Here is a 23,919-nt window from a genome sequence, read left to right on the forward strand (position 1 = left end):
ATTGCAATGGATCGTCTTCGACACTAAGGTGTAAGGTGTAGCGTTACACCTTACAGTGAGGCGACAACCATGACCGGTAATTCCGTCCCCCTTCATCCGGGTTCCTATGTTCGTAAAAATGTTCTTGATCCTCGCGGGCTCACGGTTACTGAGGTGGCGAAGTTGATCGGTGTTAGCCGCCCGAGCGTTTCGAATTTTCTCAATGGAAAGGTATCTACAACGCCCGATATGGCTGCACGTCTTGAGCGTACTTTCGGTATTTCCGCCAAGGCCATTCTCGATATGCAGACAGCATATGACGCGCAAGCTGATAAAACGGCAGGTGCAGCTCAAAAGGCGCGCACTTACGTGCCTCCTTTTCTTAATGTCCAGGCCAACGATCTCGTAAATTGGTTCACAACGACAATTCTTGCACGCACTAAATTCTCGGTACTCCTGAGAACGCTCATTCACTCAACAGGACGCGATCTTCAGAAAGTGGACTTCCCCGGTAACGACGATGCTGAACGTGCTGGCTGGGACGGCTTCATTGAGGCCAGTTCCGGCACACCTTGGATACCCTCTGGTGTTTCTGGGTGGGAGTTCGGTGTCACAGCGGACACTAAAGCCAAGGCAGACGGGGATTTTGCAAAAAGCGTCCAAGCTCTCAAGAGCGCTGAAAGGGCAAATATTACGTTTGTCTTTGTCACTCCAAGGCGGTGGCCGGGTAAGGTTGCCTGGGTCGCGGAAATGAAGGGCAAAAAGCTCTGGAAAGACATTCGTGCATATGACGCCAGTGATCTTGAGCAGTGGATGGAGCAATCACTAGCGGCCCAGACCTGGTTTGCGAACCAGACGGATCGTCCCTCTAATGGTGTCAGAACGCTGGAGCGTTGCTGGAGCGATTGGGCAAACGTAGCGGCCCCCGCGCTTCATCCTTCTCTTTTTGCTACTGCGAACGAGGTGTGGAACGACAGGATCAAATCCTTCCTTGCGAAAGACGATGCGAACCCCTTAGTAATAGCGGCTGACTCCGTTGAAGAGGTGCTTGCGTTTTTAAGTCAGGTCCTGGCAACCCCCGAGCTTGAACAGTATAGGGATCGGGTGTTGGTGTTTGACAGGGCAGGAGTACTGCCGAAACTCGCCCAAGGCACTACCGAGTTCATTGCAGTAGCCCATACACGGGAAGTGGAACGTGAGCTTGGGCCCTACAGCTCATCGCTACAAACCATTGTTGTTTATCCCCGCAATGCTACTAGCGTGGAGCCTCATGTCGTGTTGGAGCCGCTTGGATTCGAGCCATTCACTAAAGCTCTGGAAACGATGGGCAAATCGCGTGATGACATAGCGAAACTAACGAACGCCTCCGGGCGTTCGTTGACGGTTCTTCGACGTCAACTCTCGAATATACCGGCAATCCATACACCTGCTTGGGCTGAAGACCCAAAAATCGCATCGGGGCTTGTTCCGCTCGTGCTTATCGGCGCATGGGACACCCAGAACAAGGCGGATCGAACTATCCTGTCCCATCTGGCTGAGGCTCCTTTTGAAGTACTGGAAAAGCGCATTCTTGATTTGTTGCGGCTCAACGACTCTCCAGTTTGGTCAATTGGTGGGTACCGGGGGTTGATTTCAAAAATCGACTCCCTCTTCGCAATTGCTGGTACGGTTTCCAAGGCCGACCTTGACCGCTTTCTTGACGTTGCGCGGACTGTACTAGGTGAAGATGATCCTGCCCTCGACTTGCCTGAGGAAGAGCGTTGGGCGGCGGCCATGCATGGCAAAAGACGAGAGTTCTCCGGGGCTGTGCGAGAAGGCATTTCCGAGACTTTGGTTTTGCTGGCTGTGTATGGCAAGAATCTCTTCGGGAAGCACCTTGGCTTTGATGGGGAACTTGAAGCTGCGAAAATCGTGCGTGATCTTCTTGTGCCTGTAACGACTAGAAAGTTAGAAGCTAACGGGCGTGACCTTCCACTTTATGCAGAAGCGGCTCCTGCCGAGTTCCTTGATATCATTGAGCGTGACCTGCGAGCAGAAAAGTCCGAAGTCATGGGCTTGCTGAGACCTGTCGATACGGGGCTATTTGGTTCATGTCCGCGCACTGGACTGCTTTGGGCGCTAGAAGGACTTGCTTGGAATCCGACTACCTTTCCGCGGGTAGTAAAGATTCTGGGGCAGCTTTCTGAGATTGAGATTAACGATAACTGGGCAAATAAGCCTATTGAATCGCTTGGTTCCATACTTCGTTCATGGATGCCGCAGACGGCTGCAAATCACGAGATGCGCCTGAAGGCGGTCAGTATGCTTTTGGATAAGCATCCGACGGTCGGGTGGAGGGTTTGTCTCCAGCAGTTCGGTGATTACGGGAGCCACGTCGGCGGCTATAGTCATAAGCCGAAGTGGCGTCCGGACGGGTACGGGGTCGGGGAGCCCTTCAAAACATGGGGACCGATCCATGCATTCGTCAGAGAGATGGTGAAAGTCGCGCTAAGCAGGCCGTCCTATACGGTCGAGATGTTATGTGACCTTGTGTCAAGGCTACATGCACTCGCTTCGGAGGACCAAGTGCGCGTATGGGAGATCATCGAGGAGTGGCTCAACGCGGGCGCTCTTGACGAGGAGGTTGCGAAGATACGCGAGAAAATTCGTGTGACTGTCCTCTCTCGCCGGGGGCGTAAAAAGGTCAATGAGGAGGGGCAAGCGAGCCTGACGGAAAAAGCCAAGGAGGTCTATTCCAAGCTGCAGCCCAAGGACATTGTGAACAAGTATGAGTGGCTATTTCGGCAGGGATGGGTTGAGGAGTCGGTGGACGAACTCACAGGAGACGAGATGGACTTCCGAGCTCGTGAGCAACGCATAGAAAAGCTCCGCGTTGAAGCTCTGACATACATTGCGCAAGAACGAGGTATACCGGGCATTCTCGCGCTTTCTGAAAAAGGAAAGTCTCAACGCCAAATCGGCGCTCACCTAGTGTCAGGCATACTTACCGACGAGCAGATTGAAGATTTGATCTTGCAAAGCCTAGGTCCGGCAGAAAAAGATTCGATTCGTGACGGTATTGTCGCAGGGGCGCTCTGGACGTTGGACGAGGGCAGGAGAAAGGCCATATATGCGAGCCTGCGGGACAAAGTTGCCGAAGAGGAAGCGCTCCATCTCTTGCTCCTTTCTCCTTACCGGGCTTCTACCTGGGAGCTTGTGGATCAACTTTCGGCTGAAGCTCGCAATCGGTACTGGGTTGAAGTGGTTCCGCAATATGTTTTTGACTCATCTGAGGAAAACAACGAGAGCGTTCGCCGCCTGCTTGAAGTCGAACGTCCTAGGGCAGCCTTCTTATCGATGCATTTCAAGCTAGAAGAAATACACCCGCCCCTCCTTGTGAAGACGCTATCTGCCATGGCGAAAAATAGTAAGGATAAAGCTGGAGAGTATCAGCTGCACGACTACGATGTGCAGCGTGCCTTCCAGCTTATCAATCGCAACGCGGACCTCACACTAGAGGAAAAAGCTGGACTGGAGTTCGCATATTTAGAGGTTTTGGCTCGCTCTTTCCGAGGGGAAGACCAGCAGCAGATTCCTAACCTTGAGCGCTACATTGAGGAACATCCTGAGCTGTTCGTGCAGGCTGCAGTGTGGGCCTATAAGCGCAAAGACCATGGCGAAGACCCCACCGAGTATCGCGTTACCGAAGGTCGCGAGCATTTGGCACTGCGCGGGTACCGTCTCCTTGAAGCCATTGAGCGTATCCCTGGTCAAGACAAGGCAACTAAAGAGGAACAACATGAAAAGCTCTCGGAATGGGTTGCAACGATAAGGCGGTCTTGTGCTGAATTCGACCGCGCGGAGATTGCGGATGTGTGCATTGGAAAGCTATTTTCTAACGCACCGGCTGGCGAGGATGGCGTGTGGCCGAACGAAGCCGTTCGCGATGTGATGGAGGACTTGCGGTCTGAGGATATCAGCAGCGGGGCACATACCGGGTTGTACAACGCGCGCGGTGCCCATTGGCGTGGGGAAGGTGGTGGTCAAGAGCGAGAGCTTGCAGACAAGTATCGCGCTTGGGCCGAAGCCTTGCAATTCACGCATCCCTTTGTTTCGTCATCGTTGCTGATGTCGATGGTCAATACGTATGAAGGGGAAGCCGAACAACAGGATACCGAAGCCGGGATACGACGTCGATTAAGGCATTGAATGAGAGAATGTTGCAAACATCTGCGCTTCATAACATTTGCTATGATGTTGGGTATTTTCCAATTATTTATATTAAATAAAAATGACGTTATTACTAATAATGGAGTAAGAATCTTAACTCGAAACTCCGCGCCCGAGCTTGGATGGTGCAGACGCTCTGTAGGCATCTATAACATTTCAGACGACATTCTTGGGCTGTTTAATAGCTTTAAAAATGGTATTGAGGTGCCTGTTAAGCCCTTGGTGATTTAGGTTGTATCTAAAAAAGTAGCGGTTGTAACGAAGCAGCACTGCTTGGTTCGAGTCTAATCCATATCTGTTTTATAGGTGGCATTGGTGACAATGATAGCAAGGACATTTAGAGACATCCCTGATGGAAAGATTAGTGATGCCGGTCAACAACCTTATTTGGTCAGTATGGGTTGGGCGCGAGGATATACATGGGATGATTTACTACATTCAAAACGAGTACTGATAATTTCTGAAGCGGGTGCGGGGAAAACCTATGAATGCCGTGAACAGTCGAAGCGTCTTTGGGCGGCGGGAGAACCCGCATTCTTTATTGAATTGACCGCGCTCGCGACTGACGAACTTCGCAGCCTACTGGATGTGGATGAAGAAGCACGACTGGACGCTTGGATTGCCTCGCAGTCTGAGGTAGCGACATTTTTCTTAGACTCAATTGATGAGCTGAAATTGACGTTAGGTTCATTCGAGCGCGCGCTCAAACGATTGAGAAAGTGTATTGGAAATCAGCTTCACCGAGTGCGGGTCGTCATCACAACACGGCCGATACCCTTTGACGAAAAGGTGGTCCGAAACGTACTACCTGTGCCACCGGTACCATCCAATGAATCTGATGAAGAGATATTTGCGAACATAGCAATGCGTGAGTCTCGGGAGCAACAAGGTAATAGAAATAAGAAACAATCACCCGATTGGCTGTCGGTAGCTTTGATGCCTTTATCGGACGAGCAAATTGTTAATTTTTGTCGGAATCAAGGCGTTAGCGATCCAGAGTTTATTTTTGAGGATTTAAGACGTCGTAATGCCTTGGAGTTCGCACGTAGACCTCAGGACCTCATTGAGTTATGCGCCGATTGGCGTGAGCACAAGCGCATTCGAACGCATCGCGAGCAGGTTGCTACGAATGTTCGCGTGAAACTGCTTCCGAGCGAGGACAGACTTGAGCCAGCGGAATTGTCCCTGGACAAAGCGATCGAAGGAGCTAGCCGACTAGCCCTTGCCGTTCAGATGACTCGTCGCCTAACCATCCGCCACAATGCTGCATCCGACGATATTGGCGGAGAGGCTGCCCTCGATCCCGCGATCATTCTGTCAGATTGGCGACCGAACGAAAGAAAAGCATTGCTGGAGCGTCCGCTATTTGGCTTCGCTTCATATGGCAGGGTGCGCTTCCATCATCGTTCAGTTGCGGAGTTTCTTGCTGCGGATCGGCTAATAGCTCTTCGAAGAAAAGGCATGCCGTTTCGAGCCCTTAAACGCCTTATCTTTGCGGAGACCAAAGGTAAAACAATCGTTCGCCCGTCCAAGCGACCTATCGCGGGTTGGCTGGCCTTGCAAGACGACGGGATATTTGAGCTCTTGCGTGACAATGAGCCTGCTGTGTTGCTGGATGAGGGCGACCCAGAGTCGCTAACTCAAACACAGCGAAATCAAGCCCTTCGCGCTTATGTTGAGTGTTACGGCACTGGTGGGTGGAGAGGCCTTCAAGTGCCTCATATTCAAGTCCATCGATTTGCATCGAACGAGTTGGCAGAAGAAATTGTCAGGGTTTGGCGCAGTGGAATTGAAAATCCAGATGTGCGGGAAGTCCTCATCAGTCTTATAGAGGCGGGTCGCATAGGAGCATGTGCAGACATCATATTCGACATCACTCAAGACAGTGACGCTACTGAGACCGAGCGCATAATGGCTATTGAGGCGTTAGTAGCCCTTGCTGACGAGAGATTAGGAATAATTTCTGCCAGCATAGCAGATGCTGATGATCTATGGCTTGGCAGAGTAGTACATGGTGCCATACTAAGTCTTTTCCCAAAATACATGTCGGTTGAGCAGCTTTGTCGGACTCTTCGATGGTTAAAACAAGAGAAGCGGAACATAGGCAATCTTAATTGGCAACTTGCACGTCTGATAGCAACAGCGTCCCTTGCTCCCCATGTTCTTGAGGAACTTCGTGATGGCCTCCTTACGTTAGTATCAGAGGGGCTTAAATGGAGAAATGAGTTCCCACATATAACGAGTGATAGGCCACATCTCAGTGGAATACTAGCAGCAACATGTGAACGTGGCCTCGATATAAACCAAGGCGACCAGTGGCTGTATGGTGGTGTAATCGCATTGAGATTACACCACGTAGACCATTACGACCAAGAGCCAATTAAGTCACTTCGTGAACGGCTGCTCAATCTGAAAGCAGTGGAAAATGAGCGTCTTTTCTGGATCGAAAACGCTTTGCTACAGTCGCTCCATGAGATCGAAGATCCCTGGATGCGGCTCGCAGAAATCATTATTCATGATGGACCTGTTCAGTTAAGACCGGACAGGGATCTTACATGGGTGAATGAAGCTCTTGGTGACACGAACCGAGATGTGGGTGAACGCGCAATGCTATTGGAGGCAGCAATCCGCCTGCCTCCAGATCGTCATACATCGAAAGAACACGTTGAGGGACTTAGGCCTCTCATAGTCGATGAACCTTCATTAGTGCAAAGACTTGACGACTGGATGAAGCCATCGAAGCACGACAAAGAGCATCATCGTTGGGAAAAGACGCAGGCTGAAAGAAAGAAGCAAGAAGAGCGGCGAAAGGCCAAGAACCGCGCGAGCTGGATTCTGTTCTGGCGAGAAGTTGCCAATCAGCCTGAAAACGCTTTTTCGACGGAGCAAAGTTGGAGCACTGCTTGGAACTTGTGGCGCGCCATGAGTCATTATGGTGCTGACAGTCGATCGTCAGGCTGGAACCGGCGATTCATTGAAGAGCAATTTAATCAAGAAACCGCCGATAAGCTTCGCCGGGTGCTGATGAAGATCTGGCGTGATGACCACCCAACTTTTGCCAGCGAAAGGCCTGAAGGCGAGCGTAATACGTTTCTTGTACGTTGGCAACTTGGTCTGGCCGCGATCTATGCCGAAGCAGAGGCTCCCGACTGGGCAGAAAAACTCAGCAATGCTGAAGCTGAGCTAGCCGCGAGGTACGCTCCGATTGAACTGAACGGTTTGCCTCAGTGGATTGAGAGTCTCGTAGACACGCATCCAAACGCAGTGGACCGGACGCTTGGAAATGAATTGTCGTGGGAGCTGAACCAACCGTCAGATGAGCGTGGACATTCGAGCCTACTTCAAGGAATTGATTATGCGCCTGAGAGGGTTGCCAGTTTATTTTTGCCCCGACTGGAATCTTGGCTAGATGACGGTGGGGACCTTATTAATGGCGTCGATAACACGACCGGAATGACCGAAAGGGTTCGGCAAGTCACACGGGTTATCTTGAAGCATGGCGATGCTGCGGAAATTGAGAGACTTCAAGGACAGGCACTACAAAGATTAGAACAACAATTGCCGTTTCCGCTGCGTCTGGTTTGGTTGTCGACCTTAATGCGAATAGATCCACAGATGAGTGTCGAAAAGCTGGCGGATCAGATTGAGATAGTTGAACCATCTGAGCGATCAGACGCTGTGACATGGCTGGCCAGCCTCTTTGGTGATCGCCAAGACGGAATTGGTTTGGGTGACGAAAGATTCACGCCGCAACTACTACTGAGGCTTCTTCGTTTGGCCTATCGCCATGTTCGAATACAAGACGATGCTCACCACGAAGAATCCTATTCACCGGACACTCGAGACAAAGCGGAACAGGCCCGCAATAGCATTGTCACAGCATTACTCAACGCGAAAGGCGAGGAGGGTTTGGCTGCCAAGCTCGAGATGGCCGCAGATCCCCTGTGCGCTCATTTCAAGGATCGCATTTTGACTATGGCAGAAGAGAGTTGGGCGCAAGAGATTGATGCTGAGGTATTTGATGAGGCCCAAGCAGTGGCGCTTGATCGAAGCGGAGAAGCGCCAGCCTCAACGAACGAAGCCATGTTTGCGATTTTGAAGGACAGACTGTCTGATCTAAACGACCTTCTTCTCCGTGATGCGTCACCGCGAGAGGCTTGGGCAGGAATATCAGACGAGAGGGTCATGCGTCGAGAAATTGCGCGTGAACTGTGCCATGCCGCGAACTCGATATACACTGTGGATCAGGAAGCTGTGACAGCTGACGAAAAGGAAACTGATATACGTTTGCGCTCTGTTATTTCTAAACATGAAGCTGTGATTGAACTAAAACTTGGTGATGGGCGTACAGCAACAGACTTGCGAGATACTATAGAAAATCAGCTTGTTAGGAAATATATGGCATCAGAATACAATAAAGCTGGAGCTTTGCTGGTGACTCTTGCAAAAGACCGTCAATGGCAACATCCAGATGGAAAGCACATGATCAAAGTAGATGAGTTACTACTGCTGCTGAGTGCAGAGGCTGACAGAGTGCAACAGGCTTTGGGAGGCGGAGCCTATATACATGTACATCTTCTTGATTTGCGTCCTAGGTTGCCCATTGAGTCCCAGGCAAAGCCTTGAATACTAAAATAGATTCCGAGTACCAAATTTATTGCTTAAGTTGGTGATTTCCGTACGTGGAGTTTTTTATGGCCTTTTACTTTTTTGTTTTTATATCTAATGAAAACAGAGTGGGAGTAGGCTAAGTTATAAAATAGATGAAAAGCCGGTCAGTTCCTGACTGGTTTTTTTTATGGATTTTCACTTCCCTCTCCCCAAAAAGCTGCCGAGGTATTTGGTTTCTTCGCAGTGATGTTAATTGTCATGCTGGCCTTTTATTTTTTTTGGCAGTGGGCCATTGAGCGTGACCAACTTAAATATTAGATTTATCTGTTGTGTGTAATCGAGAACCAAAACAACCGCAATGTTGATAAATCGCTTTGCACGCTTCGCGAAAAGATACCTCTCTTCTTTTTTTATTTTCTAATGCATATACTGCAATAAACATCCATTTACTCCTGAGTGTTAACACCCGCAGTACCGGGAAATTATTACGCATGATTACATTTATTAGGCATGGATAGCCAACCTTTCTTGAATAGCTTGATCATCAATACCCATAAGCTCCTGTTTCGTAATTATGCGAACTAGGTCTTTTCCCTTTCGACCTTCAGTCTCTCCAGACAGTCTATTTATTAACTGATTGTACTTTTCTTCCTTGTAAGCCTCCGAATCAATAACGATGAGGAGCAGTGTATTCGGTAATCTGTTTGTAACTTGAGAATATACGCTCTTCGCATATATGTTTTTTAAATATACTTCGCGAAGCCAGCCGAAGTTAAATCCTTTTCTTATATATTTAACTTCAACTATATAGTCCTTTGTTAACAATGCTTTACCACGAAGTAATATATCCAGTTCAACGTTGGCCACCATTTTGTTACGACTAACGTCAAACTTATTCCCATACACATTCGATAACTTGCGGTAGACAAGTTCTTCTACTTCTGAGTATTGCGATCTAAAAGAATTAACAATGTAGGCATCCGAATTTCTAGACTCTGCAACGTGAAGACTCTCGTATTCTGATATTTGTTTCTCTTCTATTTCATCTTTGGTTGCATCGCGAAGTGATTGCTTCTTAATTTCGACATCGAGCCTTGTTTGCTCGTCAAGATGAAGCTGATTTTTTCTCCAGTTTTTCAGACCAATGAAAATAAATATCATTCCTACCGCAGAGCCGATAGAGGAGAACCATGGAATAAAGCTAACTATAAACGAAACTGCGGACTGCCTTTTAATTACCACAGCCTTAGCCACATCTGACAGTGCGTTTATCTCTGATTCTGGTCGAAATAGATCGAAAGGCTCCCTAAGAAACATCCAAGGAGCCAAAATAGATAGAGTTATCAATACTACACCCAGAGATACTATAAATTTATATAGATCTCCAAATTCAAACTTCATCCTCGCTCCTTGTGATGCCAAACGATTGATAGACAAGCTGGTTTGTAGCTACCGAATCACAAAATACAAACACTTCCTGCACAACATATCATAGTATACTAGGCGCATAGTTAGCCATAACATAAAGTAGGCCTGTCAACTAATGACAACAGTATCGAGTCAAGATGACGGAATCTTCAACTTGTGCCAAAGTCTAACTAAAACGTTGATGAGCAGCAAAAAAATAATGTGCATGGTATAAGCAGTGGTATTGAGAAAGCTCTTGATTATAACTGACTGTTTTTATGGGTAATATCCACTCATTGATATTCGATTGGGAATTGGTTTTTTATAACCAACTGATTTTGGAATAATATTTCACGCGCCGTTGATGGTGCGTATTGTCTTATCAATGGCATTTTTTATGATGTTGAGTAAGATGTTACAAGTCGGGTGGCGCTGATACCAAGGACACATCCCACAACTGGCTTGGTATTAATGCCAACGTCGTTCATCGCTGGCGGAAGGTGGTGCGAGTCGGCCGGGAAGACAGGCGAGTTCATCGGCTTGCCTCTGACGATGGCTCCACCTTCGGGGCCGCCCATGACATCGAAGTTGGTTGGTGCAGACTTGTACGTCGCACTGAGCTGCAGTGGGCTCATGACGTACATCACCTGGCCGCGCAGCGCTTCTCTGGACCCGCGACGTCCTCGTGTGAGCAGGCTGCCATGGCGGCGCATTCCGATGGATACTCGAACCATCCAACCATATAGCAGAGAAGGAGGCTTCGTTTCGACGAAGAGCCATGTCAATAGAAATCATCGGTCAACAGAAGTACCGCTTTCAGGACCACGTATGCGCACTTCTGGCTGTGCTCTCTTCTGGGAACCCAGGGGCTTCGCTGCAGATCGAGCCCAAGGATGGTGAAGATGCACTTCTACAAACCACAGAAGGCGGCGTTGCCAGAACGGTAGAGGTGCAGGTGAAGGGCGCAAACAACGCCATCACTCATGACGTATTGGCGGATTGGCTTGCACACTATCCAGCCTACGGTGACAGCGGATCGCTGCTAGAGCGGATTTCGAGCGACTCCAGCAGATCAGTGCTCTTTGTTGCCAGCGGCCGCTGCAATGACGCAGTCGTCCCCCATGCGGTGCCCCTGTCGGTCCACACAACACACACACCTAAGGGGAGTGTGACAACCGCCACGGAGTGCGGAATGCGGGAGAGCCTTCATAACTACGAGACCGGCACTTCATCGACTGACTCGAAGTTGACTAAACGACGTCGGGCGAACATCGGGGCATGGCTTGTTGCCACACCAGCTGCTTCACTGCAGGCAGCACTTCAAAGGGTTGTGATCACTGAACGACTCGACGAGACCGAGGTTTTAAGACGCATTCGAGACACTCTCGAAGCTGTTCACCGTGTGGTTCCAGATCGGGTAGAGGAGGCCACGAGACGCATCACAGAGATCGTCGTGACGGAGAAAAAGACTGGGGTGGACGTACTGCCACAGGTGGGCAGGGTCATCTCTTGGGGCTCGGCGGTAGACCCGTTGGTGGCGGCGTCATATATTTCCAGAGGGGAGGAGGACGTCTTGCTGGACCGGCTGTCGCTGGACTCTGCGCTCCTCCTCACTGGCGCTCCTCGCGTAGGAAAGACGAGCTGCGCTCGCAACCTGGCGTACTCGCTACAAAGCCAGGGCTACAGCGTTCGAATCTGTAACGACATTTCAGAAGCAGAGCGCTATCTGACCGAACCTGTCACTGGTAACCGGGCCGCTCTCGTCGACGACCCACTTGGAGGTGCGCACGCGGCGGAGAATGCGGCACGTGAGCTAATGCTACTGGGCGCCTTGATCCCTAAACTTGCCAACGGCAGGAGGCTTATCGTCTCTCAAGCGCAGGAGCGCCTCCTACAAATCTCTCGATGCCAGTCAGTCTCCGCCGTCCGTACGGGCAACTTGCCCTGGGTGGAGATGAGCATTGGTACCAACGACTTCCTGAGCGGCCTCTGGAGCGCACTGACCGCTGACTATTCCGTCCCGCCAGCTCTGGGGACGTTGGTTGCAGAGGCCATCGAGACCGGGCAACTTGACTTGGAATCTGGCTGCCTGGTCTACCTTGCGGCCAACCACGACCGTGTCGGCGCGGACGCTCAGCTTGCCGACATTATCAGCCATGCGCGTCAGGACTCGAGATCTTTGGGTGACGCGCTGCGCGAGGAGCAACTCGCACCTCTAATGAGCGCGCTCGCGATCGCATCGACACCTTCCCTTCGAAGCGCCGAGTTGGAGCTGGCGTTTGTGCTGGACGACAAGCGCAGCGACCGGCCCGGGGAGTCTAACGTCAAGGGCACCATGTCCTCTTGGCCTAGATTAGTCTCGGCTACGCCGCCGCCGCTAAGCTACGTACCACTCCCGGCTTTATCTGCTCAGCAGATCGGTGATTTAGATCGCCTTGAGCTTCGAAGGATGGTGAGCCGGGCATCTAGACGTTACACCTTCAGCCACCCGTTCTACCGGGCTAGTGCCGAGTCGCTTGTGGATGCAGCCACGACCCGGTCAATGGAGTCGGCGCTGTCCGCTTTGGAGCGGGCGCTCTTCACGCTCGATTCTGATACCTCACGTGCGGCGGCCACCAATCTCGGATGGGTGTACCGAAATCTGAACACAGAGGAAGGTTGGCAAGGCGTCATCAACATAGCGGTTCGCGGGTTGCGTTCGGTCTTCCCGGCGGTACGTGATCTGTGTTTCGAGTTTCTCGCGCGCAGGCTTACATCGTTGTCAGTGGAAGAGCAGGAAAAGATGCCTGAATGGGTACGCAGCGTGACCGTCATGGAGCTCTCTTCCGTCGAATGGACAGCGGACGGTCAGCCACGCATCCCGTCGGCCAATTTTGGAGACTTCCTGGAAGTCGATGCCTTCCCAGTATCGGTTTCTCATGCTGAGGTGGCGGATGCGTTAGCCCTCTTCGACAGTGAGCGGCCGCACACTCTCTCCGCACACAATGCGGCAAGAGCTGTGATGTTCCTTCAGCAGTCACCGGGGCAGCTGACGCTTCAGATGGCGTCTCGTCTTCTTAGCTTTGACATCTCTATGATCCGTGCGCCAGTTGCGCATCTCTGGCTCGGTTCCCCTCGGGACGATGACCACCTGCTGCTGCAGCGCATCTTCAATGAGCAGCACCCATCCGTCATCAAGGCCGCATACCAAGGCGTTCTTGAAGTGTGGCCAGACTGCGGTGAGGCGCGCCGCGCCGCACTCATAAGAGGACTGCAGGTTATGGCTGACTCCCCGATCGCCGCCGCGGTCCTCATCGACAGTCTAGTACTCATTGCTCGCAAAGAGTATGGAGGCGCAACTACACCTTGGCCGTTGTTTGAAGCTTTGATGCCAGAGGTTCTTCGCCAACTGCCGCTGGGCGCCTCATTCAGGGATGAGCGGCTATACCACGTGATGGATGACGCCATCGGGAACATCTCCACTCAGAGCCTTCTGGAAATCATTGATCGTTGGATAGAGTTGGTCCATCAGTACGCGTTGTCTGGCACCCCAAGTGACTACATCCTCGGCGTCACGGACATCCTTATGTCAGGTGTGCCGAGCGACACCGGCGAGAGGGGAGCACGAATCGAACGCCTGCTTGCAGTGCCAGGCACAGCAAGTCGGATTCGTGTCGTCTCGGACCTGGTCAATGCTTGGGACGACCTGACGGACGTGGAACGCTCGCGTCTGCTCAAGCATTTGACGACAGCGGACCTTGATGTCATCTGGCTGCAAGCATCAGCGTTGACACGTCGTGACGTTCCATCTGAAATCCAGAAGACGCTTTTGCCTGCTGGGCTCACATTGGCCTCAGCACCAGAGGGGATCATCTCTGGGATGCAGGACTCGCTTCTCGAAGCGTGTGTGCATGTCTTCACTGGCGACCATCCCATCATCTATTATGTTGGCGCACACGGATCAAGAAACATCGACTGGCAGGAGGTGATCCGGAGGATCGTGCGCATGCCAGACCACAGTATGTTCGAGGTCGCATGGGAATGGGTGGCATCAATGGACCAGGAAGAGGAATTGGCGGAAGTAGCAGGTGCGCTGGGTGTCACACATGCAGACCGCTTGGCCGGTCTGTTGCTCGCGCGCAAACAGCACACGACGGGCGAGTACATGCTGGACGTCTGGACCGTGCTCTTCGGACTACCCGTGAGTCAAGACGTGAAGTCAGATTGGCTTGCCCGGATGGCGGCCCTCGCACCCAGCGCCCTGGATTCCTTGGACGAACACAAAAGCTGGATTCCCGAGTCGCATCGTGAAGAGTTCCTATCGCATTTCGAAAGCGACAGTGCACTGGAGAAGTTTGCTGTGACCCTTCTCAGGGCGCTGCACGTCCTTCAAGACGGAGATGATGCAGGCGAGGAGAATGAGGCCGAAGACGAAGAACTGGCCACCGCAAAATTCCAAATGCTGAAGCTGATCGAAGCCATGCTCGACAAACATCCCCCGAAGCACTGGCAGACGTATGACATCGTCCTTAAGTTCATGGTGCTAGGCAAGTTCTCCGATGACGTCTTCAAGAGCAAGATACAGGAGCTTCGCTCGCGTGCTATCGAGCTGTCCCAGGATCATCCATCAAGGCTAAGACAGACCCTGAAGAACTGGGAGGGTCGCTCCTGAGTCGGCCTTGAAGCCACCGCGACCAGCATGAAAACCGGCCTTGTGAGTGGGTCCTTTGCAAGCTCGCTGTATGGAATGGGGACTGATCTACTCCGGCCTGCGAAAGCGCCGCTGCAGGCTCTATCGTCAAGTAGCCCTCGATCCGTTCTACAGCCTGACCCAGGCCTCACGTTTTTCTGCCGCGTAGCCGTGATGCCGATAATCCCTGCGGACGCGATTGCTGGCTATCACGAGGTTTGACATCGACCAATCAGATCGAGTGACACACCTAGTTGCCGCATTATGTCGGGCAGATGTCGGCGGTAGGCTCGAATGAGTGCAGAGTCCGGTTTCGATCACAGCAGTTGTTGACTCCTGAATGAACGGCCGCAATCAGCCTAGTCCAGACATTCGGACCTAGATCCGAGTTCCCGTCGTTGGTGAAATTGTGAAACTGGGCTCCATAAGGCGGTCGGCGGTCCGTTACGATGCTGCTCATGCGCTCATGCGCTCATGCGCTCATGTGATTCTTCTTGGCATGGTATTTTTAATGGTATTGAATCGAAGTTAATTTGCAATATGTTGTTGTATAATGATTATTTATGATTGTTTACAACTGAGTGGGAATGATTTTCCCCTGATATCACCCCAAACCCTCTGCTTGCGCAGGGGGTTTTTTATTCTCCGTTACTTCCCACTGCCCAGCCGATATGCCAGCGCTACCACCAGCGACTGCACGAGGCACAGCGTCGCCGACTGCGAGCGAAACGCGTCAACCTGCGCCTCTTTCACCACAAAACAGAGATCGCTGAAGGTGGCCAGCGGGCTTATCTGGCTGTCGGTGATCACAATCTGCCGCGCGCCGACGCTGGCGGCGGTTTCGCTGACCATTACCGTCTCTTCCGCATACGGCGAGAAGCTGATCGATACCACAATGTCCTGCGCTTTGATGCGGTTGATCTGCTCACGCAGCATCCCCCCCATTCCGTCGAGCAGAATAGGGCGGCACTCCAGGTGGCTCAGGGCGTAGGTCAGATAGGCGGCGACGCTAAACGAGCGGCGTAACCCGGCGATATAGATTGTGTCGGCGTCGGCCAGCAGTTGTACGGCGCGTTCCAGCATCTCCGGCTCGGCGCGGGCGGCCAGCTGCTGGAGGGCCTGCGCATTTGAACGGGCGAACTCCTGCAGAATATCGAGCGGGGTTTCCGGGACGGCCTGACTTTCCATTTCGCGAAACAGCCGGGCGCGGTCACTGTAGCTGGCGGTCTCTTCCACCAGGTTCATGCGAAACAGCTGTTTCATCTCGTTGAAGCCGGTGAAGTCAAAAGCATTGGCAAAACGGATCAGCGTTGACGGCGGCACATCGGCACGCTCGGCAATGACGGCGACCGTATCAAAGGCCACGCTGTTGGTATTATCCAGCACATAGCGGGAGACCTGCTGCAGCCTCTTGCTCAGGCTATCGTAGCGATCGCGGATTTGCTGCTGCAGCTCATTCAGGCTGGTTGCTGTGGTCATTTTACCCCCTATGCATAGTTTTATGATTCTAAACGCAAAACCGCGTCTTTTAAATGCCGGCCGTCCATCTGGCCTCAAAAATGAAACAGAAGCTTCACGCATTTCAACGCCTGAAATGCCTTAATAGCGCAGGCTGCACCGGTGATAGTGGCTGTTAACATAAAAATCCATCCTTGATCACAATAATCATCATTTATTTTATTTCAACTTAAAATGGAATATTTGTTTCATATATAGTGTTCACGTAACAGTCACCTATCAACAGTGAGAGGTTAAGGATGGAGACGGTAGCGAATTTTATTCACGGCGAGTGTGTCACCGGTTCAGGCCAGCGCGTTCAGGCAATCTTCAACCCGGCCACCGGAGAGCAGATCCGCCAGGTGGTGATGAGTACGGCACAGGAAACCGAACAGGCGATTGCCGCAGCACAGCAGGCTTTTCCTGGCTGGGCGCGTCATTCTCCACTTAAACGCGCACGCGTGATGTTCCGCTTCAAAGCGCTGCTGGAAGAGAACATGGAGCGCCTGGCCCGCATCATCAGCGAAGAGCATGGCAAAGTCTTCTCCGACGCGGTGGGCGAGTTGACCCGCGGCCTGGAAGTGGTGGAGTTTGCCTGCGGCATCCCGCATCTGCAAAAAGGTGAGCACTCCGCTAACGTTGGCACCGGTGTCGACAGCCACTCGTTGATGCAGCCGCTCGGCGTATGTGCCGGGATCACGCCGTTTAATTTCCCGGCAATGGTGCCGATGTGGATGTTCCCGATTGCGCTGGCCACCGGCAACACGTTCGTGCTGAAACCGTCGGAAAAAGATCCCTCTCTGGCGCTCGCGCTGGCAAAACTGCTGAAAGACGCCGGCCTGCCTGACGGCGTGTTTAACGTGGTGCAGGGCGATAAAGAGTCGGTTGACGTGCTGCTGACTGACCCGCGCGTGCAGGCTGTGAGCTTTGTCGGTTCAACGCCGATCGCCCAATACATTTACGAGACCGCCTCCGCCCACGGTAAACGCTGTCAGGCGCTGGGCGGGGCAAAAAACCACTGCATCTTAATGCCGGATGCCGATATGGATATGGCGACGAACGCGATTATGGGCGCTGCCTTCGGCGCGGCGGGAGAACGTTGCATGGCGCTGTCGGTGGTGCTGGCGGTGGGGGATAACACCGCTGATGAACTCTGTTCCCGGCTGGAAAAACAGATTGCCGCGCTGCGCGTCGGACCGGGTCTGGACCAGACGCCAGAGAACGAAATGGGGCCGCTTATCTCCTCGGCACACCGTAACAAAGTGCTGGGCTATATCGACAGCGGGGAAACTCAGGGAGCGCGCCTGCGCGTGGATGGCCGTGGGTGCAGCGTGAAAGGCCACGAGCAGGGCTATTTTGTTGGACCAACGCTGTTCGATAACGTCACGCCGGAGATGACCATTTATAAAGAAGAGATTTTCGGGCCGGTACTTTCTGTGGTGCGTGTTGCAGATTACAGCAGCGCGGTGGACCTGATTAACCGGCATGAATATGGTAATGGCTCGGCAATATTTACCCGTGACGGTGGCTGCGCGCGCCGCTTCTGCGAAGAGGTGCAGGCGGGGATGGTTGGGGTGAACGTGCCGATCCCGGTGCCGATGGCGTTCCACAGTTTTGGTGGCTGGAAGCGTTCGATCTTTGGTGCGCTGAATGTCCACGGCAACGACGGCGTGCGTTTCTACACCCGAATGAAAACCATCACCGCACGCTGGCCGGAAATGCAGCAGGAGACTGGCGCTGCGTTCTCCATGCCGACGCTGGGCTGACAGGAGGTTTTATGCAAACCGAACGTATGACCATGGCTCAGGCCCTGGTCAGATTCCTTAATCAACAATATGTCTCCATTGATGGACAAGAAACGCCCTTCGTGGAGGGCGTGGCGACCATTTTTGGTCACGGTAACGTGCTGGGTATCGGCCAGGCACTGGAGCAGGATCCTGGCCACCTGCAGGTGATGCAGGGGTGTAACGAACAGGGCATCGCCCATATGGCGACCGGATTCGCCAAACAGCATCGCCGTCGGCGCATTTTTGCCGTCACCTCATCCGTCGGGCCCGGCGCGGCTAATATGGTGACGGCCGCGGCGACCGCCACCGCGAACCGCATTCCGCTCCTGCTGTTACCGGGGGATATCTATGCCAGCCGCCAGCCCGATCCGGTTTTGCAGCAAATCGAGCAGTACCACGATCTCAGTATCAGCACCAACGACTGCTTCCGTCCCGTTTCACGCTACTGGGACCGCATTAACCGTCCCGAACAGTTAATGAGCGCGATGTTAAATGCGATGCGAACGCTTACTGACCCTGCAGCGACGGGAGCAGTGACCATTTGCCTGCCGCAGGACGTACAGGGCGAAGCCTGGGATTATCCCCTGAGCTTCTTTGCGCGTCGCGTGCATCACATTGAACGCCGTCCGCCTGACCCCCAGCGTCTGGCCCAGGCACAGGCGTTGATTGCCCGTAAACGCCGTCCGCTGGTGGTGTGTGGCGGGGGCGTGCGTTATTCCGGCGCGCATGAGGCATTTCGGGAATTTGTCGAGACGCTGCAACTGCCGTTTGCCGAAACCCAGGCCGGAAAGGGGGCGCTGGTAAGCGATCACCCCCTTAATCTGGGGGGGATCGGTGTGACGGGCGGAATGGCCGCTAACCAGCTTGCACCCAGGGCGGATTTGGTGATTGGCATCGGCACGCGCCTGACGGACTTTACCACCGGCTCCAAAGCGCTCTTTTCCCATCCGGACGTCGAGTTCCTGCTTTTGAACGTCGCCGAGTTTGATGCCCTGAAACTGGATGCCACGGCGCTGATTGCCGATGCGCAAACCGGGCTGCACGCTTTAACGCAGGCGCTCCCGGCGTACCGAAGCCACTGGGGAGAGGAGATTGCTCAGGCGAAATCTGCCTGGCATGAGGAGTGCCAGCGCTTATGGGGCCGTCAGTGGCATCCCGACGATGCGCCTGAAGTGGCAGGACACCTTGATGCGCAGCTGGCGGAATACGGTGAGGCGCTCAACACCCGTTTGACCCAGACGCGGGTGCTGGGGCTTATCAATCAACATATCGAAGATAACGCCATCGTTGTGGGCGCGGCCGGATCGCTGCCCGGGGATTTACAGCGCCTCTGGCAGGTGAAGACGCCGGACAGTTACCACCTGGAGTACGGCTACTCCTGCATGGGGTATGAGATTGCCGCGGCGATAGGCGCGAAGCTTGCCAGCCCGCATCAGCCGGTTTACGCCATGGTGGGGGATGGCTCCTACATGATGCTGCACTCCGAGCTACAAACCGCGGTGCAGGAGGGGATTAACGTCACCGTTTTGCTGTTTGATAACGCCAGCTTCGGCTGCATTAATAACCTGCAGATGGGGCACGGGATGGGGAGCTTCGGTACGGAAAACCGTCATCGAAATCCAGATTCAGGCCGGCTTGACGGGCCGCTGGTGAAAGTCGATTTCGCCCAGAACGCGGAAAGCTACGGCTGTCGCGCGTGGCGGGTCCATGACGAGCAGAGTCTGCTGGCGGCGCTGGAGGCGTCGCGGGCGCATCCTGGCCCAACGCTGCTGGATATCAAAGTGCTGCCGAAAACCATGACCCATGATTACGCGTCATGGTGGCGAACCGGTGATGCGCAGGTCGCGGGATCGCCTGCGGTGCGCAAAGCCGCTGAGCAAACCCAGGCGCAGGTAAAAAAAGCACGCCAGTATTAAGTATTTCCCGCCATAACGAAATTTTCATTTCATTTTTCACTGGCTTCATTCTCACCCTCTCCCGCCACGGGAGAGGGCACACCTGTCGCCATTTTGTCTCCTGTTTTCCTGTGGCAAGTGCATCACGGCGCGGCTGCAATGTTGTGATATTGATAACAAAATTTATCTCAATCATCTCAAAAGTGTTAACCCGCACTCAAAAATATAATTTTCACTATTTATAAAAATGAAATAAATGTTTTATTTAAGGGGTCGTTAGTTCACAGCATTCACCAACACCGGGAGCCGTTATGTTTAACATTGCTTTACTGGGCGCTGGCCGAATTGGCCAGGTACATGCAGCTAACATCGCCAGCCACAGTGAGACCACGCTCTGGTCTGTGGTCGACCCGAATCAGGAATTTGCCACCCGCCTCGCCACGCAATATCAGGCTCGTTTGCAGAGCCTGGAGGACGCGATGAGCGACCCAAACGTTCATGCCGTGCTGATCGCGTCTGCGACGGACACCCACGCGGATCTGATTGAGATGGCCGCCCGCCACGGCAAAGCGATCTTCTGTGAAAAGCCGGTACACCTGGATCTTGCCCGCGTGCGCGACTGCCTGAAAGTGGTTAACGAGTACAACGTACCGCTGTTTATCGGTTTTAACCGCCGCTTTGACCCGCAGTTTCGCCGGGTCAAAACCGAGGTGCAGGCCGGGCGGATCGGTAAGCCCGAATCGCTGCTGATTATCTCCCGCGACCCGTCCCCGCCACCGGCGCAATATGTGCGCGTTTCCGGCGGTATGTTCCGCGACATGACCATTCACGATTTTGATATGGCGCGCTTCATCATGGGCGAAGAGCCGGTGTCGGTGTATGCCCAGGGCAGCAATCTGGTGGATCCGGCGATTGGCGAGGCGGGGGATATCGATACCGCGTTTATCGTACTGAAGTATGCCTCCGGCGCGATGGCGACCATCGTCAACAGCCGCCGCTCTTCTTATGGCTACGACCAGCGCCTGGAACTGCACGGCTCAGAAGGCCTGCTGTGCGCGGGCAATATTCTTGAAAATCAGGTGCAGCACTACGGCAAACAGGGCTGCACCGGCGCGCTGCCGGAACACTTCTTCCTGCAGCGCTACAAATCCGCTTACGCCGCGGAATGGGAACACTTTGTTGCGGTGCTGCGCGGCGAAGCGACGCCTGACTGTAGCGGCGATGATGGTGAACGTGCGCTGTACCTGGCGGATAAAGCGCTGGAATCCCTGCGTAGCCAGCGTGAGATCGTCCTCTAAACACAACCACCCTACACAGAGAGACATAATAATGAAAAAACTGATCTTAGCCGCCCTCATCGCCATGACCGCCGGGGCAGCAATGGCCGAAAACGAGCAAATAGTTTTCAGTACACCAAACCTGGCGATGCCGTTTGAAGTTCACATGCAGCGTACTGCGGTAAAAGCCGCAAAAGAGATGGGCGTAAAGCTTCAGGTACTGGACGGGCAGGGCAGCTCGCCGAAACAGGTCGCTGACCTGGAAAACGCCATCACCCGTGGTGCGCAGGGGTTCATCGTCTCCCCGAATGACGTCAATGCCGTCTCCAGTGCGGTGGATGAAATTCAGGATGCGAATCTGCCCGTTGTGACGCTTGACCGCTCCGTCGACAGCCAGAAGCAGGTGCCGCATTTTGGTGCCAACAACTACAAAGGCGGCCAGGCGATTGGCGACTTCGTTAAAAGCAAATTCCCCAACGGGGCAGACATTATTCTGCTCACCGGCCAGCCAGGTTCCTCCTCCAACATTGAACGTACCAAAGGGATCCGCGACAGCCTGAAGGCGGGCGGGGACAAGTACAAGATCGTTGCCGATCAGACCGGCAACTGGATGCGTTCTGAAGGGATGCGCATTGTGGAAAGCGTTCTGCCGTCACTGCCGAAACGCCCACAGGTGATCCTCTCCGCCAATGACGACATGGCACTGGGCGCAATTGAAGCGCTGCAGGGCCAGGGCGTGAAACCAGGCGAAATTCTGGTGACCGGATTTGACGCGGTCCCTGAGGCGCTGGCGCGCGTGCGCGACGGCTGGCTGGCGGTCACGGCGGATCAGCGCCCGGGCTTCGCGGTACAAACGGCGATGAGCCAGCTGGTGGCCAACGTGCGTGAGAAGAAAGCCATCACCGGCGCGGACTACCCGCCAACGCTTATCACCAAAGAAAATCTGCAGCAGGCTGAGCGCATCAGTGAGGCCGGTAACTGATTTATCCGGAGCCGCCGCGCAGGTGGCGGCTCCCTATTAAGGAGGAGCAGACCGATGTCGCAACCCTTACTGAAAGTGACCGACCTGGCAAAAAGCTTTTCTGGTGTCTGGGCGCTGAGCAGCGCACAGCTCACCGTCGGTGCCGGGGAGATCCACGCGCTGCTGGGTGAGAACGGAGCGGGGAAATCCACGCTGCTGAAAGCCCTGGCGGGCGCACAGCCGCAAACGCGCGGGGATATCTGGTTCAACGGCGACACGCTGCCGGTGGACGATTCACCGGTTGAGCGGCAGAACAAGGGCATTATCACTATCTATCAGGAATTTAACCTGCTGCCCAATATGACCGTCGCGGAAAACATGTTTCTCGGGCGTGAGCCGCGTAAACGTAACCTGATTGTCGACGAAAAAGCGGTGAACCAGGAGGCGCAGGTGATCCTCGATTATCTGCAGCTGAACGTTGCGCCAACCACGCCTGTCGCCCGTCTGAGCGTAGCCCAGCAGCAGATGGTCGAGATTGCCCGGGCGCTGACGCTGAACGCCAGGCTGATCATCATGGATGAACCCTCCGCGGCGCTGAGCGACAGCGAGGTGGAAAGCCTGCACCGCGTGGTGCGCGAGCTGAAAAACCGGGGGGTGAGCATTATTTACGTTACCCACCGACTGCACGAAGTTTTCCAGCTTTGCGATCGCTTTACCGTTTTCCAGGACGGCCGTTTCACCGGCAGTGGCGCCGTGGCGCAAACCAATGTCGAGCAACTGATTCGTCTGATGGTGGGGCGTGACGTGGCCTTTAATCGTCGTCCCGCCAGCGAAACCCATCATGAAAACAAGCCGGTCCGCCTGGCAGTAAAAGGGCTGAGCCGCGAAAAACCGCCGCTGGATCCGCACGGCATTGCCCTGCATGACATTAGCTTCCATGTCCACGCCGGAGAAGTACTGGGCATTGCCGGCCTGGTGGGGGCAGGGCGCACCGAAGTGGCGCGCTGCCTGTTCGGGGCGGATGTCTTTACCTCGGGCAGCTTTGAACTGGACGGCGTCCCGTATCAACCGCGCGACCCAATGTACGCCCTTGAGCAGGGCATCGCGCTGGTCCCGGAAGATCGCAAGAAAGAGGGGGCGGTGCTGGGGTTATCGATTCGCGACAACCTGTCGCTCTCCAGCCTCTCTTCTCTGATGCAGTGGCGCTGGTTTGTGAATACCCGCAAAGAGGACGATCTGATTGAGTCCTACCGCAAGGCGCTGCAGATCAAAATGGTCAACAGCGCGCAGGAGGTGCGCAAGCTCTCCGGCGGTAACCAGCAGAAAGTTATCCTGGCGCGCTGCATGGCGCTGAACCCTCGGGTGCTGATTGTCGATGAGCCGACGCGCGGTATCGACGTGGGCACCAAGTCGGAAGTGCACCAGGTGCTGTTTGATATGGCCAAACAGGGCGTGGCGGTGATCGTGATCTCCTCCGATCTGCCTGAAGTGATGGCGGTATCCGATCGGATCATCACGCTCAGTGAAGGCCGGGTGACCGGTGAGATCCACGGCGACGACGCTAACGAAGAGCGGCTGATGACGATGATGGCCATCAACCACAACGCCCTCAACGCGGCATAACGGA

The 23,919-nt window shown here is 53.8% G+C and carries 11 protein-coding genes; 8 read left to right on the top strand and 3 right to left on the bottom strand.

The window, feature by feature from the left end:
* The first annotated feature begins 69 nt into the window (after positions 1-69).
* Positions 70-4,167 carry a HigA family addiction module antitoxin gene (locus tag QMG44_RS20270; protein WP_149858134.1) on the top strand — a complete coding sequence of 1,366 codons (4,098 nt, stop codon included), beginning with the start codon at positions 70-72 and terminating at the stop codon, positions 4,165-4,167.
* Positions 4,168-4,503: 336 nt separating this feature from the next.
* Entirely contained in the window at positions 4,504-8,814 is a 4,311-nt protein-coding gene (locus QMG44_RS20275; RefSeq protein WP_214282137.1) for a hypothetical protein, read from the top strand.
* Between the two features lie 292 nt (positions 8,815-9,106).
* On the opposite strand, the gene QMG44_RS20280 is transcribed toward QMG44_RS20275, so the two are convergent.
* Positions 9,107-9,241 (bottom strand): hypothetical protein, encoded by a 135-nt coding sequence (locus QMG44_RS20280; protein ID WP_281853266.1) that lies wholly within the window; start codon positions 9,239-9,241, stop codon positions 9,107-9,109.
* A gap of 62 nt (positions 9,242-9,303) precedes the next feature.
* Positions 9,304-10,200 (bottom strand): hypothetical protein, encoded by an 897-nt coding sequence (locus QMG44_RS20285; RefSeq protein ID WP_097752539.1) that lies wholly within the window; start codon positions 10,198-10,200, stop codon positions 9,304-9,306.
* A gap of 784 nt (positions 10,201-10,984) precedes the next feature.
* Here QMG44_RS20285 and QMG44_RS20290 point away from each other — a divergent pair.
* Positions 10,985-14,857, top strand: a complete 3,873-nt coding sequence (locus tag QMG44_RS20290; RefSeq protein WP_281853267.1) for a hypothetical protein — start codon at positions 10,985-10,987, stop codon at positions 14,855-14,857.
* Between the two features lie 666 nt (positions 14,858-15,523).
* On the opposite strand, the gene QMG44_RS20295 is transcribed toward QMG44_RS20290, so the two are convergent.
* A complete protein-coding gene (locus tag QMG44_RS20295; protein ID WP_020883041.1) occupies positions 15,524-16,354 on the bottom strand; it encodes a MurR/RpiR family transcriptional regulator in 831 nt (276 codons plus the stop codon).
* 278 nt (positions 16,355-16,632) lie between these two features.
* Here QMG44_RS20295 and QMG44_RS20300 point away from each other — a divergent pair, with 278 nt between their 5' ends.
* The 5 genes from QMG44_RS20300 (at position 16,633) to QMG44_RS20320 (ending at position 23,915) form a co-directional block, all read left to right on the top strand.
* A complete protein-coding gene (locus tag QMG44_RS20300) occupies positions 16,633-18,138 on the top strand; it encodes a CoA-acylating methylmalonate-semialdehyde dehydrogenase (RefSeq protein ID WP_086532218.1) in 1,506 nt (501 codons plus the stop codon).
* An 11-nt stretch (positions 18,139-18,149) separates the two neighbouring features.
* Entirely contained in the window at positions 18,150-20,075 is a 1,926-nt protein-coding gene (gene iolD / locus QMG44_RS20305; protein ID WP_086532219.1) for a 3D-(3,5/4)-trihydroxycyclohexane-1,2-dione acylhydrolase (decyclizing), read from the top strand.
* A gap of 290 nt (positions 20,076-20,365) precedes the next feature.
* A complete protein-coding gene (iolG, locus tag QMG44_RS20310; protein ID WP_025203474.1) occupies positions 20,366-21,352 on the top strand; it encodes an inositol 2-dehydrogenase in 987 nt (328 codons plus the stop codon).
* A gap of 31 nt (positions 21,353-21,383) precedes the next feature.
* Positions 21,384-22,313: a sugar ABC transporter substrate-binding protein gene (locus tag QMG44_RS20315; RefSeq protein ID WP_079231783.1), complete on the top strand. Its 930-nt coding sequence runs from the start codon at positions 21,384-21,386 to the stop codon at positions 22,311-22,313.
* Between the two features lie 54 nt (positions 22,314-22,367).
* Positions 22,368-23,915 carry a sugar ABC transporter ATP-binding protein gene (locus QMG44_RS20320; protein WP_086532220.1) on the top strand — a complete coding sequence of 516 codons (1,548 nt, stop codon included), beginning with the start codon at positions 22,368-22,370 and terminating at the stop codon, positions 23,913-23,915.
* Positions 23,916-23,919: the final 4 nt, after the last annotated feature.

Source organism: Enterobacter sp. 200527-13, assembly GCF_027924865.1.
GTDB lineage: Bacteria > Pseudomonadota > Gammaproteobacteria > Enterobacterales > Enterobacteriaceae > Enterobacter > Enterobacter ludwigii.